The sequence below is a fragment of the Paraclostridium sordellii genome (assembly GCF_000953675.1).
Lineage (GTDB): Bacteria > Bacillota > Clostridia > Peptostreptococcales > Peptostreptococcaceae > Paraclostridium > Paraclostridium sordellii.
The window spans coordinates 260682-276821 of the sequence record NZ_LN679998.1 but is presented as its reverse complement, the minus strand read 5'-3'; the positions used below and the strand labels follow the sequence as shown (position 1 = coordinate 276821).

Here is a 16140-nt window from a genome sequence, read left to right as displayed (position 1 = left end):
TATTTGGGATTATTTCTTTAAGTTGTAGAAAGATTTTAATCCACAGTATCTAGCAGACTCACCTATCATTTCTTCTATTCTTAATAATTGGTTGTATTTAGCAACTCTATCAGTTCTTGATGGAGCACCAGTTTTTATTTGACCAGCATTTACTGCTACTGCTAAGTCAGCTATTGTTGTATCTTCAGTTTCACCTGATCTATGAGATATAACTGCAGTGTATCCAGCTCTCTTTGCCATTTCTATAGCATCTAAAGTTTCAGTTAAAGTTCCTATTTGGTTAACTTTTACTAATATAGAGTTAGCAACACCAGCTTCTATTCCTCTTTCTAATCTTTCAGTATTAGTAACAAATAAGTCGTCTCCAACTAATTGTAATTTGTTTCCTAATCTTTCAGTTAATACTTTCCATCCATCCCAGTCTTCTTCATCTAATCCATCTTCTATAGTTATTATTGGGAAGTTGTTAGCCCAGTCTTCGTATAATTCAACCATTTGCTCTGAAGTTAATTCTTTTCCTTCTCCAGCTAAAACGTATTTTTTAGTTTCTTTGTTGTACATTTCTGTAGCAGCAACGTCAAGACCTAACATAACGTCTTGTCCTGGCTCGTATCCAGCTTTTGATATAGCTTCAACTATTAATTCTAAAGCAGCTCTGTTTGAATCTAAGTTTGGAGCGAATCCTCCCTCGTCACCAACACCACAAGCTAATCCTTTTTCACCTAAAACTTTCTTTAAAGAGTGGAATACTTCTGCACCCATTCTTAATCCTTCTCTGAAAGACTTAGCTCCTACTGGTAATATCATAAACTCTTGTACGTCTACATTGTTATCAGCATGCTCTCCACCATTTAATATGTTCATCATTGGAACTGGTAATTGTTTAGCATTTACTCCACCTAAGTATTGGAATAAAGGTAGCCCAACTTCTTCAGCAGCAGCTCTAGCTACAGCCATAGAAACACCTAGTATAGCGTTTGCTCCTAATTTTCCTTTGTTTGGAGTTCCATCTAATTCTATTAATAATCCATCTATTCCAGGTTGGTCAGTTGCATCCATACCTTCTAATTCAGGTGCTATTATTTCGTTTACATTATCAACTGCTTTTTCAACACCTTTTCCTAAGAATCTATCTTTATCTCCATCTCTTAATTCAACAGCTTCAAATGCTCCTGTTGATGCTCCTGATGGAACTATTGCTCTTCCTGTTGCTCCACTTTCTAATACTACTTCAACCTCTACAGTTGGGTTCCCTCTTGAATCTAATACTTCTCTAGCGTATACTAAATCGATTAATGACATATTTATGTCTCCTTTCAAGTTATAAGTTTTAAGTATATCTCTATATTACATTATATATTTTGTAAAATACAGTTATTTATTGGTAAATTTTTCAATATTGAAATTATTTTTCTATTATTGAAGTTCCAGTCATTTCTTCTGGTTTTTCAAGTTCCATTATATCTAAAACTGTTGGTGCTATATCAGATAATCTTCCATCTTTTCTAAGTTTAGCTGATTTAAGATTTTCTCCTACTACCATAAATGGTACTGGATTAATTGAGTGAGCAGTTACAGTAGTTTTAGTTTCAGGGTCTTGCATAAGTTCTGCATTCCCATGGTCTGCAGTTATTAAAGCTACTCCACCCTTTTCTAATATTTTATCTGTAACTTTTCCAACACATTTATCTACTTCTTCAACAGCTTTAACTGCTGCTTCTATAACTCCAGTATGTCCTACCATGTCTGGGTTAGCATAGTTAAGTACTATAAAGTCATATTTATCTTCATCTATAGCTTTTAACATTTTATCAGTTAATTCATCAGCACTCATCTCTGGTTGAAGGTCATATGTAGCAACCTTTGGAGATGGAACTAACAATCTATCTTCACCTTTATTTGGTTCTTCTACTCCACCATTAAAGAAGAAAGTAACATGAGCGTATTTTTCTGTTTCAGCTGCTCTTAATTGAGTTTTACCATTTTTAGCTAAATACTCTCCTAATGTATTTACTAAGCTTTGTGGTTTAAATGCTACATGAACATTTTTTATAGTTATGTCATATGTAGTTAAGCAAACAAAGTAAGTTTTCATACATGGTCTTTCAAATCCAACAAATTCATCACATACTAATGCTCTAGTTATTTGTCTTGCTCTATCTGGTCTAAAGTTTCCAAATATTATAGAGTCATTTTCTTTTATAAGTCCTACTGGCTTGTCATTTTCAACAATTACAGTTGGCATTACGAATTCATCAGTTTTTCCATCGGCATAAGCTTTTTCTATCGCTTCTTTTGCAGAAGTCGCAGTTTCACCTTTACCATCTACCATAGCTTCATAAGCTAATTGTATTCTTTCCCATCTTTTATCTCTATCCATAGCATAGTATCTACCTGATACTGATGCAAATTTACCCACACCTACTTCTTTCATGTAGTTTTCTACATCTTCGATATAAGTTAAAGCACTTTTTGGTTCAGTGTCTCTACCATCTGTGAATGCGTGAACATATACATTTTCTACACCATTTTCTTTAGCCATTTTTATTAAGGCTTTTAAATGATCTATGTGTGAGTGAACTCCACCATCAGATAATAATCCCATTAAATGAAGTGAATGTTCTTTTCCATTTTTCATAGCTTCTAGTAAAACTTCGTTTTTAAATAATTCACCATCTTTGATAGCTTTACTAACTCTAGTTAAATCTTGATATACTATTCTTCCTGCACCGATGTTAGTGTGTCCTACTTCTGAGTTACCCATTTGTCCATCTGGAAGACCTACGTCAAGTCCACTAGCTTTTATTAAAGTATGAGGGTAGTTATCATGTAGTTTATCTAAATTAGGAGTATTTGCACTTGCTACTGCGTTTCCTATCTTTATATCACTACACCCAAAACCATCCATTATTATTAGTGCTACTGGTTTTTTCATGTTTTCACTCCTTAGAAATTAACAAGTTCTACAAAGTCAGCAGGTTTTAAACTAGCTCCACCAACTAAAGCTCCATCTATATCAGTCTGATTCATTATTTCAGATACATTGTTAGGCTTAACACTTCCACCATATTGTATTCTTACTTCTTCTGAAATTTCTTCTCCGTATAATCCTTTAACTACTTCTCTAACATATGCTATTACATCGTTAGCTTGTTCTGCAGTTGCAGTTTTTCCAGTTCCTATAGCCCATATTGGCTCATATGCTATAACAACTTTTTTCATATCATCTTTAGATACATTTTCTAAAGCTTTTTCAACTTGTAATCTACATTTATCTTTAGTTTTATCTGCTTCTCTTTCTTCTAAAGTTTCACCTATACATAATATTGGATCTATTCCAGCTTCTAAAGCTTTTAATACTTTTTTATTTACTGTTTCATTAGTTTCATTAAAGTATTGTCTTCTTTCAGAGTGTCCAAGCACTACGTAATCTATATTTAATTCATTTAACATAGGCGCAGATACTTCTCCTGTGAATGCTCCATTATCTGCATAGTGCATATTTTGAGCACCTATTTTTATATCAGTTCCTTTTGTAGCTTCTTTTAAATCTTTTAATAAAGTAAAAGGAGCACATATAACCGCTTCCACATCTGTATTGTTTACTTTTCCTTTTATTTCTTCAACAAACTCTACAGCTTCAGCTATAGTTTTGTGCATTTTCCAGTTTCCTGCTATTATAGGTTTTCTCATTTTTATTTCCTCCATTACTATAAACATAGTACTTTTTTCGCACTATGACAGTTGTGGTAGTTTTCTAACTATCATAGTGCATATATTTTAAATTATTGGTAACTATAAAATCTTTTTATTTGTTATCTAATGCTACTATACCTGGTAATTCTTTACCTTCTAAGAATTCAAGAGAAGCTCCCCCACCAGTTGAAACATGAGTCATCTTATCTCCAAATCCTAATTGGTTAACAGCTGCAGCAGAGTCTCCTCCACCTATTACAGTTGTAGCATCAGTTAATTGTGCCATAGCTTTAGCAACAGCTAGTGTTCCATTTGCAAAGTTTTCAAATTCGAAAACTCCCATTGGTCCATTCCATACTATTGTTTTAGAAGCATTTACTGTGTTTACATATTCTTCTATTGTTTTAGGTCCTATATCAAGTCCCATATATCCTGATGGTATATTTGCATCTTCAGTTATAACTGGCTTAACATCTGCAAATTTATCAGCTACAGCATTATCTATTGGTAATAATAATTTAACCCCTTTAGCTTTTGCTTTTTCCATCATTTCTTTAGCGTATTCAACTTTGTCTTCTTCTACTAAAGAAGTTCCTATTTCATAACCTTGAGCTTTTAAGAATGTATAAGCCATTCCCCCACCTATTATTAGGTTATCTACTTTTTCTAATAATTCATTTATAACAGCTATCTTATCAGAAACTTTAGCTCCTCCTAATATAGCAGTGAAAGGTCTTACAGGATTAGCTACTGCTTCTCCTAAGAATTTTAACTCTTTTTGAATTAAGTATCCACAAGCTCTTTCAGCTAAAAATTCTCCAGCTCCAACTGTTGAACAGTGAGCTCTATGAGCAGTCCCGAATGCATCATTTACGAATATTTCAGCTAGAGAAGCTAACTCTTTAGAAAAGTTTTCTTCGTTTTTAGTCTCTTCTTTTCTATATCTAGTATTTTCAAGTAATACTACATCTCCGTTTTCCATCTTAGCTACAGCAGCCTTTGCATTTTCTCCTACAACGTTTTCGTCAGCTGCAAAAACAACTTCCTTACCTAACATTTCAGATAATCTTTTAGCTACAGGTGCTAAAGATAACTCTGGCTTAGCTTCACCTTTTGGCTTTCCTAAGTGTGAGCAAAGTATTACTTTTGCTCCTTTATCTACTAAGTACTTTATAGTAGGCATTGCTCCGTTTAATCTGTTTTCATCAGTTATAACCCCATCTTTTAAAGGTACGTTAAAGTCACATCTAACTAAAACTCTTTTACCACACACATTTATATCTTCTATTGTCTTTTTATTAAGCATTGACATGGTCCTATCTCCTCTCAAAACAGTTTTCACTGTTTAGTATATCATATTTCTATCTTTTCCCATAAAAGTATATCACATTTGTAAAAAATCCGCTTTATTTAACTTTATATATTGTTAAAAAAAGTCCAGAGCCCGTAGTATTAAACTACAAACCCGGACTTTTTTAAATCCTGTTATTTTTATTTAAATTACTTAGCTAAGTTAGCGAAGTATCCTAATGTTCTTATTAATTGAGAAGTGTAAGACATTTCATTGTCATACCAAGAAGTAACTTTAACCAATTGTTGTCCATCTACTTCCATAACTCTTGTTTGAGTTGCATCGAATAATGATCCAAACTCTATTCCTATTATATCTGTAGATACTAATGGCTCTTCAGTGTATCCGAAAGACTCATTAGATGCTTCTTTCATTGCAGCATTTAGTTCTTCTACAGTTACCTTTTTGTCTAATGTACAAACTAATTCAGTTAAAGAACCAGTTATAACTGGAACTCTTTGAGCTCCTCCGTCTAATTTACCTTTTAATTCTGGTATTACTAAACCTATAGCTTTTGCAGCTCCTGTAGTGTTAGGAACTATGTTTGCAGCAGCAGCTCTAGCTCTTCTTAAATCTCCTTTAGCATGAGGACCATCTAAAGTATTTTGGTCATTAGTATATGCATGTATAGTAGTCATAAATCCTTTTTGTAATCCGAATTTATCATTTAAAGTTTTAACCATTGGTGCTAAACAGTTAGTTGTACAAGAAGCTCCTGATATAACTGTCTCGCTACCATCTAATATATCATGGTTAACGTTGTATACTACTGTTTTTAAATCTCCTGTTGCAGGTGCAGATATAACAACTTTCTTAGCTCCAGCTTCTAAGTGAAGACCAGCTTTTTCTTGAGATGTGAAGAATCCAGTACATTCTAAAACTATATCAACATTTAATTCTTTCCAAGGTAAATCTGCTGGGTTTCTTTCAGCAGTAACTTTTATTTCTTGTCCGTTAACTACGAAAGCTCCTTCTTTAACTTCTATTTCACCATTGAATCTTCCTTGAGCTGAATCATATTTAAATAAGTGAGCTAATGTTTTAGCATCTGTTAAGTCGTTTATTGCTACTACTTCGAACTTATCAGTTTGCTCCATTAATCTTCTTAATGCTAATCTACCTATTCTACCAAATCCATTAATTGCTACTTTAACCATTGTATTTGCCTCCCTAAAGTAAATGTGTGTATATTTTTCTAGCTTTAGCTAGTTATTAATTAATTTATTTCTAATATTTTGTAAGCACTTTCCTCATCTGTAACAATAACCATATTTTGATTTATTTTAGAAATTGCAGTAACTGCTTCAGCTTTGCTTGAGCCTGCAAATATAGCTATATTATTTTTTACAGATTTAAAGGTTTCCAACTTTATTCCTACAGTATTTAGTTCACATACTATTTCACCGTTTTTATTGAAGTAATATCCAAAGGCTTCTCCTACAGCACCTTTTGATAAAATTTCCTCAACTTGTGATTTTGGTAATTTTCTTCTTTTTGCCATTTCATCGGCTCTTCCTATACCAAATACAAGTATGTCTGTATTTACTATGTAGTTTAAAGTTTTATTTATCTCTGGTTCTAAACTAAGCGTTTTCATAGCTTCTGCACCTAGTTCATCTGGAACGTTAAGTAATTTATAGTGTGCTCCTAATTTTTTTCCTAAGATAGCTACAATATTATTTGATTGAGTTTCTACATCTTTTCCAACCCCACCTCTTGCAGGTACGATAGTTGTTTGATTGTATTTCTTATCGCTTTTTAAACTACTTGCAAATTCTAGCATAGTGCTTCCACCGGTTACCGAAACTACATTAGAATCTTTTAAAATACTTAAGAAGTATTCGGCTCCACTCTTTGCAACGTCTTTTAGTAAGCTTTCGTTTTTCTCAAAGTTACCAGGAACTACTATAACTTTCTTTATTCCTAGTTTCTCCTTAACTCTTTGTTGTAGCTTAGAAAGACCCATTACATCATTCATAACATCTTTTAATTCATCTAAAAGTTCTGATCCTTCTTCTGTGACTGTCATCCCTGATCCAGCTACATTTATAAGATTTTGTTCTTTTAAGACTTCTGTTTCAGATCTTATTATTCTTTCGCTAATATCTAGCATGTTTGATAGTGTACGTCTTCCTATTGGTTCGCTTAAAGATATTTGCCTTAGGATAGAATATCTTCTTTCCATAAGCTCTACCACTTGTGGAATTAATTTTTTTTGCATATCAATTAATTTATTCATCTAACCTTGCTCCTTCAATCTTAATCAATGTCTTAGGGACTTTTTTTGTCCCTTGTTTAATTTTCAGTCCCACAAGTTAATTTTATTTTATAGGAAATCCTTATTAATTTCAATAGTTTTTAAAATTTTTTTATATTTATTTTATTAGTATTCCCTTCTTTTGCTAGATGAAGGTATGTTTAATTCCTCTCTATACTTAGATACAGTCCTTCTAGCAACTGATATTCCTTGTTCTTTCAAAATTTTCGACAAATGTTCATCACTTAACGGTTTTTTCTTATTTTCCCCTTTTATTGTTTCCTTTATAATCTTTTTTATACTAGTGCTTGATGTCATTTCGTCGCTTGTAGTTTCTATTGCACTACTGAAAAAATATTTAAATTCATATAGACCAAATGGAGTTAACATATATTTTCCATTAACACCTCTACTTACAGTCGATTCATGACAGTCTATAATTTGTGCAATATCTTTTAATTTTAATGGTTTTATAAACTGTGGGCCCTTGTTAAAAAACTCTTCTTGATATGAAACTATCGCTTGTGCAATTTTAAGTACAGTATGATTTCTACTTTGTATATTTTTTACTAAATTAGTAGCAGAATTAAGTTTATTTTTTATAAATTCTTTAGCTTCATTATCAGAAGATGAATTTTTAAGTACTTCTTTATAAAAATTGTTAATTTTTAATAAATATGAATCCTTTTCGTTTATATACACAATAAATTCATTATCTATTTTTTCAACCATAACATCAGGTTGCACATATACTGGTCTTTCACTACAACACATTTTCCCTGGTTTTGGATCTAATTTTTTTATTTTATTAATTAAATTTATACATTTTTGCATTGATATTTTATGCTTTTTGCTTATTTCTTTTACCTTATTTAAAGCTATTAAATCTAAATCTTCTTCTATTATTGTTATAAGTTCTTCTTCATAAATACCTTGATTTTTCGCCTGAATTATTAAACATTCAGCTAAATTTCTTGCTCCAACCCCTATTGGATCTAGTTGTTGAATTATATTCAAACATTTTTCAAATGTAGTCATCTCTACATCTAATTCATCGATCATTCATTGTTCTGAGACCCTTAAATATCCATCTTCATCTAAACTATCTATTATATAATTACAAACTTCTCTTTCTGAGTTTGGAATTTTATACAATCCAATTTGTAAACTTAAATACTCATATAAATTTGTTTCTTCTTTTATAATATTTTCAAGATTTAATTCATTGTCTGGATTATAGTTAACTTCTCTTTTATAACCATTATCCATATTTTTTATATAGGCTTCCCAATTTATTTCTTCTTTACGTTCAACATCTAATAGTGGATTTTCTTCTGATTCTTTTTTTATTACTTCTTCTAGCTCAATTTTATTCATATTAAGTATTGATAATGATTGCTTTAACTGTGTTGTCATAACTAATTTTTGAGATTGTGTCAGTTCCAACCTATTATTAAAGTTCATAAATTTTTCACCTCACTTTTTTTGTTTTTAAAATAAAAAAACCCTTTCGCATGAGTATATTCTACCACTTGGTATAACACTTGTGCAAAAGGGTTTTACTTAAACATTTTTTACTTGTTCATTTTGTCTCTTATGGCTTTTAATTCTTCTTCATCAAATACATACTTGGAGTTACAGAATTGACATCCTATTTCTGCTTGTTTATCCTCTTCTATTATCTCAGTTAACTGGTCTTTACCTATTGATATTAATACTCCTTCAACTCTTTCTTTTGAACAATCACATTCAAATCCAACTTCACACTTATCTAGTATTTGAGGGTTTAGTCCATCAAGTACAATTTCAAGTATATCTTCAGGAGTTTTACCATCTTTTAGCATGTTTGTTATAGATGCTAATTTAGCCACATTAGATTCTAATTTTGATATCGTTTCTTCAGATGCATCTGGCATTAATTGAACTATAAATCCACCTGCATATTCAACTTCATCTTCTTTAGTTAATACTCCTAATGCAACTACTGATGGAGTTTGTTCAGATACTGCAAAGTAATAAGTTAAATCTTGTGCAATCTCTCCACTTACTATAGGATATGAACCATTATATGGTTCTCTTAATCCTAAGTCTTTAGTTACTCTAACTGTACCTTCTGTTCCAACTGCTGCTGCAACATTTAATTTTCCATTAGGATAATCTTCAACTACAACATTTGGATTATCTACATATCCCTTTACTATACCTTTAGCATTTGCCGTTGCTAAGATATTTCCTATAGGACCTCCACCTTTTATTATAACTGTTATTTTATCTCCATCGTTTTTCATCATAAGCCCCATCATAGATGTTGCTGTAAGTGTTCTTCCTAAAGCAGCAGTTGCAACTTTAGTAGTTTTATGAAACTCTCTAGCTTGCTCTACCATGTTTCTAGTAGTAGCAACAAAAGCTCTAACTTGACCGTCTCCAGCTGTAGCTCTTATTACATAATCCTTCATACGTATTCCTCCAATCAATTTAAGCTAATTAATATCTATTTTCTACAAATAAAGAATATTCTTTCTGACTCTTCATTTGGTTTGTTAAATGTAAAGTCTCCATATACTTTTATATTCCCAAATCCAGATTCTTGAAGCATCTCAATTACTTCTTCTTCTGTATAAGCTCTTTGTTGATGAACCTCTTCAAATTTATCATATCTATTGTCTTCACCTTTTATAAAGAATGCTAATTCCATTTCTAATAAATTCTCTTCATCATCAAAGTAGTTTTGCCATAGGTATGAAACATCATCTCTATTTTCTCCGTATATATTTCCACCTAATATATTAGCAAGTTTATAATATGAACTAATATCAAATATAAACACTCCATCTTCTTTTAAAAGTTCATATGTTGTGTCAAATACATTTTGTAAATCATCATCATAAGTAATGTAGTTAAACCCATCACATGCACATAAAACACAATCTAAACCTGTTATTTCAAAATCTAGTTCAGCTATATCTTGTTGTAATAAAACTAATTCTATTCCTTGTTTTTCAGCTTTTTCCTTTGCTACACTTAGCATTTCTGCTGATATATCTATTCCAGCTATATCATATTCCTTTTTTGCTAAAGGTATTGTTACATTACCTGTTCCACATGCTAACTCAAGTATATTCTTAACCTTAGCACCTTCATTTTTTATTATATCTTCTATATATTTAACCCATTTGTCATAATCAACATCATTCATAAGCTTATCATAAACAAATGCAAAATCTTTATACTGATCCATCGCTTTCGTCCTTCTCTATTTTTTTCTTTTTCTTTTTACGGGATGTTAACATACCTCCAATACGCCCTGCTTCCTTGGCAGTTAATCCTCCCCAACCAAGCTCAGAAACCTTGTCCATTAAGCCAAGTTCTGATGCTATCTCATATTTCATTATATCATCATCTGTCAATATTTTCTTTTTACCACTTGAGCTTTTTACTCTTGGTTTATTTATATCAATTTGTTTATTATTCATAAAAAATCACTCCTTCATTTTGTATTTTTGTCAGATAATAAAAATTTATACAAAATAAGGAGTGTTTTAATATTATAGTAAAGATTTTTTATGCTTTAGTAAATTAATATATATCTCTAATGCATTTCCTAATATACCCTCGTCAAAATTAAAGTTTAAGCTATGAAGTCCATGTACAAATCCTTTTTCTTCATTTTTAGCTCCTAGCATAAAAAATAATCCTGGTATTACTTGTTGATAGAAAGAAAAATCTTCTGAAATCATTATAGGATCTAATTTTATTAATTTGTCTGGTTCTATAACTTTTGTAAATTCTTCATATAAAGCTTCATTATTATTAACAGCTGGATAATCATCTCTTATTTCAACATCTATTGTACAGTTATAAGCAACTTCATATCCCTTTGCCAGTTCTCTAATTCTCTTTTTGATAGTTTCATACACTTCTGGTTTAAAAGCTCTTATAGTACCTTCTATTCTTATTTTTTCAGCTATTATATTTCTTCTAGTACCTCCAGCCATCTTACCTATAGTAAGTACTGCATTATCTAGTGGACTTATATTTCTAGATACTATTGTTTGTAAACTTCCTATAAAACTTGATGCTAAAACAATACCATCTATTCCATTTTGAGGCATAGCTCCATGGCCACTTTTTGCAGTTATATCTATGTCTAACTCTCCAACTTGCGCTAAGAAATAGTTAGGTCTAGTTCCTACATATCCTTCTGGTATTTCTGGGTATATATGAAGTCCATATATTTCATCTATATTGTACTTTTCAACTATTCCTGCTTTTATTAGTGGTTGAGCTCCCCCTGGGCCCTCCTCTGCGGGTTGGAATATAAATACTACATTATCTACTAAGTTTTCTCTATGTTCATTTAAATAAGTTACTAATCCTAAAAGTACACTCATATGACCATCATGACCGCATAGGTGTTTTGCAGTATCTCCTAGTGTAAGTGCATCCATATCTGCTCTGAATGCTATAGTTTTTGAAGGATTTTTACCTTTTATCATTCCTACTACTGCTGTTTCTAGATACTCTTCAAAATCTACTCCTATGTTTTTTAAATAGTTTTTTATATAATTACTAGTTTGAAATTCTTTATTTCCAATTTCAGCTAGTACATGTAATTCTTTTCTATTATTTTTCATTGATTCTTTTATATTACATATATTGTTCATATAATTCTCCTTTACAACAAATTATCTTTTTTTAATTATACCCAATATATATTAGCTTTGTATTGCTATTAATGCTTAACTTTATTAAATTTATTGTTTTTAGTGCTGTTTTTTAATTATTATAAAAAAAGAGATTGGATATATCCAATCTCTTTTTATTATCTATCTTCGTTAGTAACATTAAATACGTAAGGTACGTTTCTATAATAATCTCCGTAGTTTAATCCGTATCCTACAACAAATTTGTCTTCTATTTCAAATCCACAGTAGTTAGGTACTAATTCTACCTTTCTTCTACTTGGTTTGTCTAAAAGAACGCAACATTTTATACTAGCTGGGTTTTTAGTTTTTAAGTGACCCATAACAAAGTTCATAGTAAGTGCTGTATCAGTTATATCGTCTACAACTAAAACATCATATCCTTCTATATCATCGCTTATATCCGCTACCATATTAACTTGGCCAGTACTACTTTCCCCATGTCCATAACTTGAAGTAGTCATAAATCCTATTTTAACAGGTATTGTTATGTGTCTTACTAAGTCTGCACAGAATATAAAACTTCCTTTTAATAATGATATAACCATTAATTTTTTGCCTTCATAGTCTTTAGATATTTGTGCTCCTAGTTCTTTTAATCTTTCTTGTATTTGCTCTTCTGAACATAATACTTCCCATTTTTTAGTTTCTATATCCATTTTATAACCTCCGCTGTATAATGATATATACATTTTATAAGAGATTTCTTAATTTTGCAACGGTTTGAACAAATATTAATTAGCTTTATTCATATCATCCATTACGCTTATTATAACCTTATCTGTAGTAGTCATACCTTTATCACTTACTCTACCTAGGTTTTGTATACTTTGCTCAGCTCCAGTTCCAACTATTCCGTTCATTGGAGGTACTATACAATCTTGTTTAGCTATTATAGCACTTTGTACTGCTGCTGATGCTGCTGATGCAAGTTTTAAAGCACATCCTGCTTTAGCTCCATCACATATCATACCACTTAAGTTAGCAACCATGTTTTCTATTGCACCTTCTATTTGAGTCTCAGTGCATCCCATTAACCAAGCTAATCCTGCTGTAGCTCCTATAGATGCTGCTACTCCACATCCACAAACTGCAGATAATCTTCCTGTATAGTTTTTAACGTATGCAGTTAATAAGTGAGATATTGCTAATGATCTTGCTAATTTATCTTCTGTTTGAGGGAATTTATCATTGTATGCAACTATTGGAAGTATAGCTGTTATACCATGGTTTCCACTTCCGTTTGAACTCATAACTGGTAATTTAACTCCTGCCATTCTAGCATCTGATGCAGCAGCTGTTATCATCATTGTGTAGTTCATTAAATCATCACCTAATAGTCCTGATTCTATTGATTTTTTAATACCAAATCCTACACCTACTCCAACTTTCTCATTTAATCCGTACTTAGCTATCTCTTCGTTCATAGTTATTCCGTCTAATAAGAATTTTATTTCTTCGAAATCTACAGTTTCCATAGCTTTTACTATTTCTTTTATAGTTATAGTATCTAATATATTCTCTTTAGGTTCAGCTGATGTTGCAGCAACTTCAACTATTTCTTCATTTACTAAAACATCTTTATTTTTCTCAACGAATACTATATTGTCATGCTTAGTTCTTATAACAACTTTAGCAGTATTATTTTTTCCTTCTAATTTAACTTCTATATAAACTTTTTCATTTGTATCTATTGGTGATATGCTTATTTCATTATTATCCATAAAGTTTTCAGCAACTTTAACATCATCTTTAGTTAATGTTTCTAATACTCTTAATCCGTTTTCTGATTTTCCACCTATAAGACCCATAGCAGCAGATATTTTTAATCCTAATCTTTCTGTACCTGGTATACCTACACACATACCGTTTTTATATACATTTGGGCTAAGTCCTATTGTACATTTTACAACATCTTCTCCTAATGTTTCTTTAGCTTTTGCACAAGCTAATGCAACAGCTACTGGCTCTGTACATCCTAATGCAGGTTTAACTTCTGCTCTTAATATATTAACTAATTTTGTTTGTAGATTTTTCATTTTATTCTCCTCCTAGATAGCTCAAAAATATTTATACAATTATATTAAGCAAAAACCATGCCAAAAATTTTTTTATTTTTTTCGTTGAAAACGCTTATATGGAGAGTCGAAATAGATAAATTTTTGTCATTTCAGTCTCATTTAGAAAAAAAATAGTCTCAAAATGAGATTAAGTATCATTTTGAGACTATTTTATATTTATCTATTTTTCTATATAATGTAGCCCTAGATATACCTAGTGCTTTAGCTGCTAAATCTTTATCTTTCTTATAATCTTTGTATTTATCTAATGCTTTTATTATCTCGCATTTTTCTAAATCATCTAAATTAGATATATGTTCATCAGAACTCTTGATAAGTTCCTCATCTTTATTTATACGTTTAACTCTTCCTGGAAGATTATCTAATGTTATAGTGCTTCCTTCACACCTATTAACACTATATTCTATTACATTTTGTAATTCTCTAATATTACCTGGCCAACTATAATTACATAAATACTCCAAAGCTTGAATATCTACATCTTCAACACTTTTATTTAACTTACTAGAATACTCGTTTATCATATAATCTATAAGTAAGTGTATATCATTTTTACGTTGTCTTAAAGTTGGTAAAACTACAGGAATTACATTTAACCTATAGTATAAATCTTCTCTAAAGGTTCCTTTTTTAACCATGTGCTCTAAATCTTTGTTAGTAGCTGCAATTATTCTTACATCTATTGAAACATTGTGCTTAGCGCCTATTTTATCTACTTCTTTCTCTTGTAAAACTCTAAGTAGTTTTGCTTGTAGATGAAGACTCATATCTCCTATTTCATCTAAAAATATAGTTCCTTTATCTGCTAACTCAAATTTACCTAAACTCCCACCTTTTTTAGCTCCTGTAAAAGCTCCTTCTTCATATCCAAATAACTCACTTTCTAGAAGATTATCAGGTATAGCTGCACAGTTTATAGCTATAAAAGGGTTTCCTGCTCTCTTACTATGATTATGGATAGCCCTTGCAAATAGCTCTTTCCCGGTTCCACTTTCTCCTGTTATTAAGACAGTCGAACTTGTTTTAGATGCCATCAAAGCTTCTTCCTTAGCTTTGTTTATTGAATAGCTTGTTCCTATTATATTTTCTAAAAATATTCTGTGATCATTACTTATTTTATTATAGTTTTTTATCGCATCTACTTTATCTATAAAATCTAATACATATCCTTTTAGTTCATTATTTAATAAAATTGGCTTTATATTATAGATACCTTTAAATTCTTTATTTATTCCTCTATAGGTAAAGTTACATGATTTTTCATTATCTATACTATTAAAGTTATTATCTTTTGCAAAATTTAATACATCACCGATAAAACTACCTATTATATCTTTTTTAACTCCAAATATTTCTTTAAACTTAAGATTATATTTTTCTATATTAGCATCTTTATCTAATGAAACTACCGCTTTATCCATATTATCTAAAAGCGTCTCTAGTTTTTTCTTTTCAAGTTCTACTTCATAAGTTTTTATCTCAGCTTTCAATTTACTCGAAATAAGGTCTGCCATTCTATGTAAAAAATTCATTAAATCTACTTTTCTAAATTTAATTACATCGGCTTGTTCTTGAGTAAAGGCAATTAATCCTATAACTCCATAAGACTTATTGTCATATACAATTGGGCAACATACTTCTGCAAACTCTTTACATATATTATTACTATAACATTCCTTACAAATTTCATTGCTCTTAGGGTCTTCTATTATTAGTTCCCTTTTTTTTGTTAAGGAATATTTAAAAGCTGAATATTCTTTTAATTGTTGTCCTATCTTATGAAAATATGTTCCAGTTCCTGCAATCCTAACTAAATTAGAATCTACTATAGTAACATCAATTTCTAAAACAGCAGATATAGCTTCTGCTATATTTTGTATATCTTTTTTTATAAAGTTTAAGTTAATCATATTTTCCATCCCTTAGTCTATCTTTGTACATTAGTACCTTCATTTCATTAAGAGTTCTGTATATCTTATTTAAAGTATACTGTATTGATATTAATATTACAAACAACATAACTACAATTATCATATTATAATTTATATTCAT

Annotated in this window: 14 protein-coding genes and 1 pseudogene; all 15 read right to left on the bottom strand. The window is 30.7% G+C overall.

Annotated features, from left to right (window positions below):
- Nucleotides 1-9: 9 nt before the first annotated feature.
- A complete protein-coding gene (gene eno / locus ATCC9714_RS01385) occupies nt 10-1302 on the bottom strand; it encodes a phosphopyruvate hydratase (protein ID WP_055340588.1) in 1293 nt (430 codons plus the stop codon).
- A 103-nt stretch (nt 1303-1405) separates the two neighbouring features.
- The gene (gene gpmI, locus ATCC9714_RS01380) at nt 1406-2935 is read right to left on the bottom strand and encodes a 2,3-bisphosphoglycerate-independent phosphoglycerate mutase (protein ID WP_054629622.1); all 1530 of its coding nucleotides are present in this window, start codon (nt 2933-2935) and stop codon (nt 1406-1408) included.
- A gap of 11 nt (nt 2936-2946) precedes the next feature.
- Nucleotides 2947-3693 carry a triose-phosphate isomerase gene (gene tpiA / locus ATCC9714_RS01375; protein ID WP_055332680.1) on the bottom strand — a complete coding sequence of 249 codons (747 nt, stop codon included), beginning with the start codon at nt 3691-3693 and terminating at the stop codon, nt 2947-2949.
- 115 nt (nt 3694-3808) lie between these two features.
- Entirely contained in the window at nt 3809-5008 is a 1200-nt protein-coding gene (locus ATCC9714_RS01370; RefSeq protein WP_038294181.1) for a phosphoglycerate kinase, read from the bottom strand.
- Nucleotides 5009-5196: 188 nt separating this feature from the next.
- Entirely contained in the window at nt 5197-6204 is a 1008-nt protein-coding gene (gene gap, locus ATCC9714_RS01365; RefSeq protein ID WP_054629619.1) for a type I glyceraldehyde-3-phosphate dehydrogenase, read from the bottom strand.
- Between the two features lie 59 nt (nt 6205-6263).
- The gene (locus ATCC9714_RS01360) at nt 6264-7286 is read right to left on the bottom strand and encodes a sugar-binding transcriptional regulator (RefSeq protein WP_054629618.1); all 1023 of its coding nucleotides are present in this window, start codon (nt 7284-7286) and stop codon (nt 6264-6266) included.
- 144 nt (nt 7287-7430) lie between these two features.
- Nucleotides 7431-8768: pseudogene (gene rpoN / locus ATCC9714_RS01355) on the bottom strand (RNA polymerase factor sigma-54).
- A gap of 110 nt (nt 8769-8878) precedes the next feature.
- Entirely contained in the window at nt 8879-9760 is an 882-nt protein-coding gene (hslO, locus tag ATCC9714_RS01350; protein WP_057545583.1) for an Hsp33 family molecular chaperone HslO, read from the bottom strand.
- A 35-nt stretch (nt 9761-9795) separates the two neighbouring features.
- Nucleotides 9796-10542, bottom strand: a complete 747-nt coding sequence (locus tag ATCC9714_RS01345; protein ID WP_021126535.1) for a class I SAM-dependent DNA methyltransferase — start codon at nt 10540-10542, stop codon at nt 9796-9798.
- On the bottom strand, nt 10529-10777 hold the full coding sequence (locus tag ATCC9714_RS01340; RefSeq protein ID WP_021130136.1) for a small, acid-soluble spore protein, alpha/beta type: 249 nt from the start codon (nt 10775-10777) through the stop codon (nt 10529-10531). Before ATCC9714_RS01340 ends, ATCC9714_RS01345 begins: the two co-directional genes overlap by 14 nt.
- A 72-nt stretch (nt 10778-10849) precedes the next feature.
- The gene (locus ATCC9714_RS01335) at nt 10850-11968 is read right to left on the bottom strand and encodes an amidohydrolase (RefSeq protein WP_054629615.1); all 1119 of its coding nucleotides are present in this window, start codon (nt 11966-11968) and stop codon (nt 10850-10852) included.
- A gap of 158 nt (nt 11969-12126) precedes the next feature.
- On the bottom strand, nt 12127-12666 hold the full coding sequence (hpt, locus tag ATCC9714_RS01330) for a hypoxanthine phosphoribosyltransferase (RefSeq protein WP_021126538.1): 540 nt from the start codon (nt 12664-12666) through the stop codon (nt 12127-12129).
- A 75-nt stretch (nt 12667-12741) separates the two neighbouring features.
- Nucleotides 12742-14046, bottom strand: coding sequence for an L-cysteine desulfidase family protein (locus tag ATCC9714_RS01325; RefSeq protein WP_021130139.1), 1305 nt, complete (start codon nt 14044-14046; stop codon nt 12742-12744).
- A gap of 176 nt (nt 14047-14222) precedes the next feature.
- Nucleotides 14223-15998, bottom strand: a complete 1776-nt coding sequence (locus tag ATCC9714_RS01320; protein WP_330374053.1) for a sigma-54 interaction domain-containing protein — start codon at nt 15996-15998, stop codon at nt 14223-14225.
- Nucleotides 15991-16140: a hypothetical protein gene (locus ATCC9714_RS01315; protein ID WP_021126545.1), complete on the bottom strand. Its 150-nt coding sequence runs from the start codon at nt 16138-16140 to the stop codon at nt 15991-15993. Before ATCC9714_RS01315 ends, ATCC9714_RS01320 begins: the two co-directional genes overlap by 8 nt.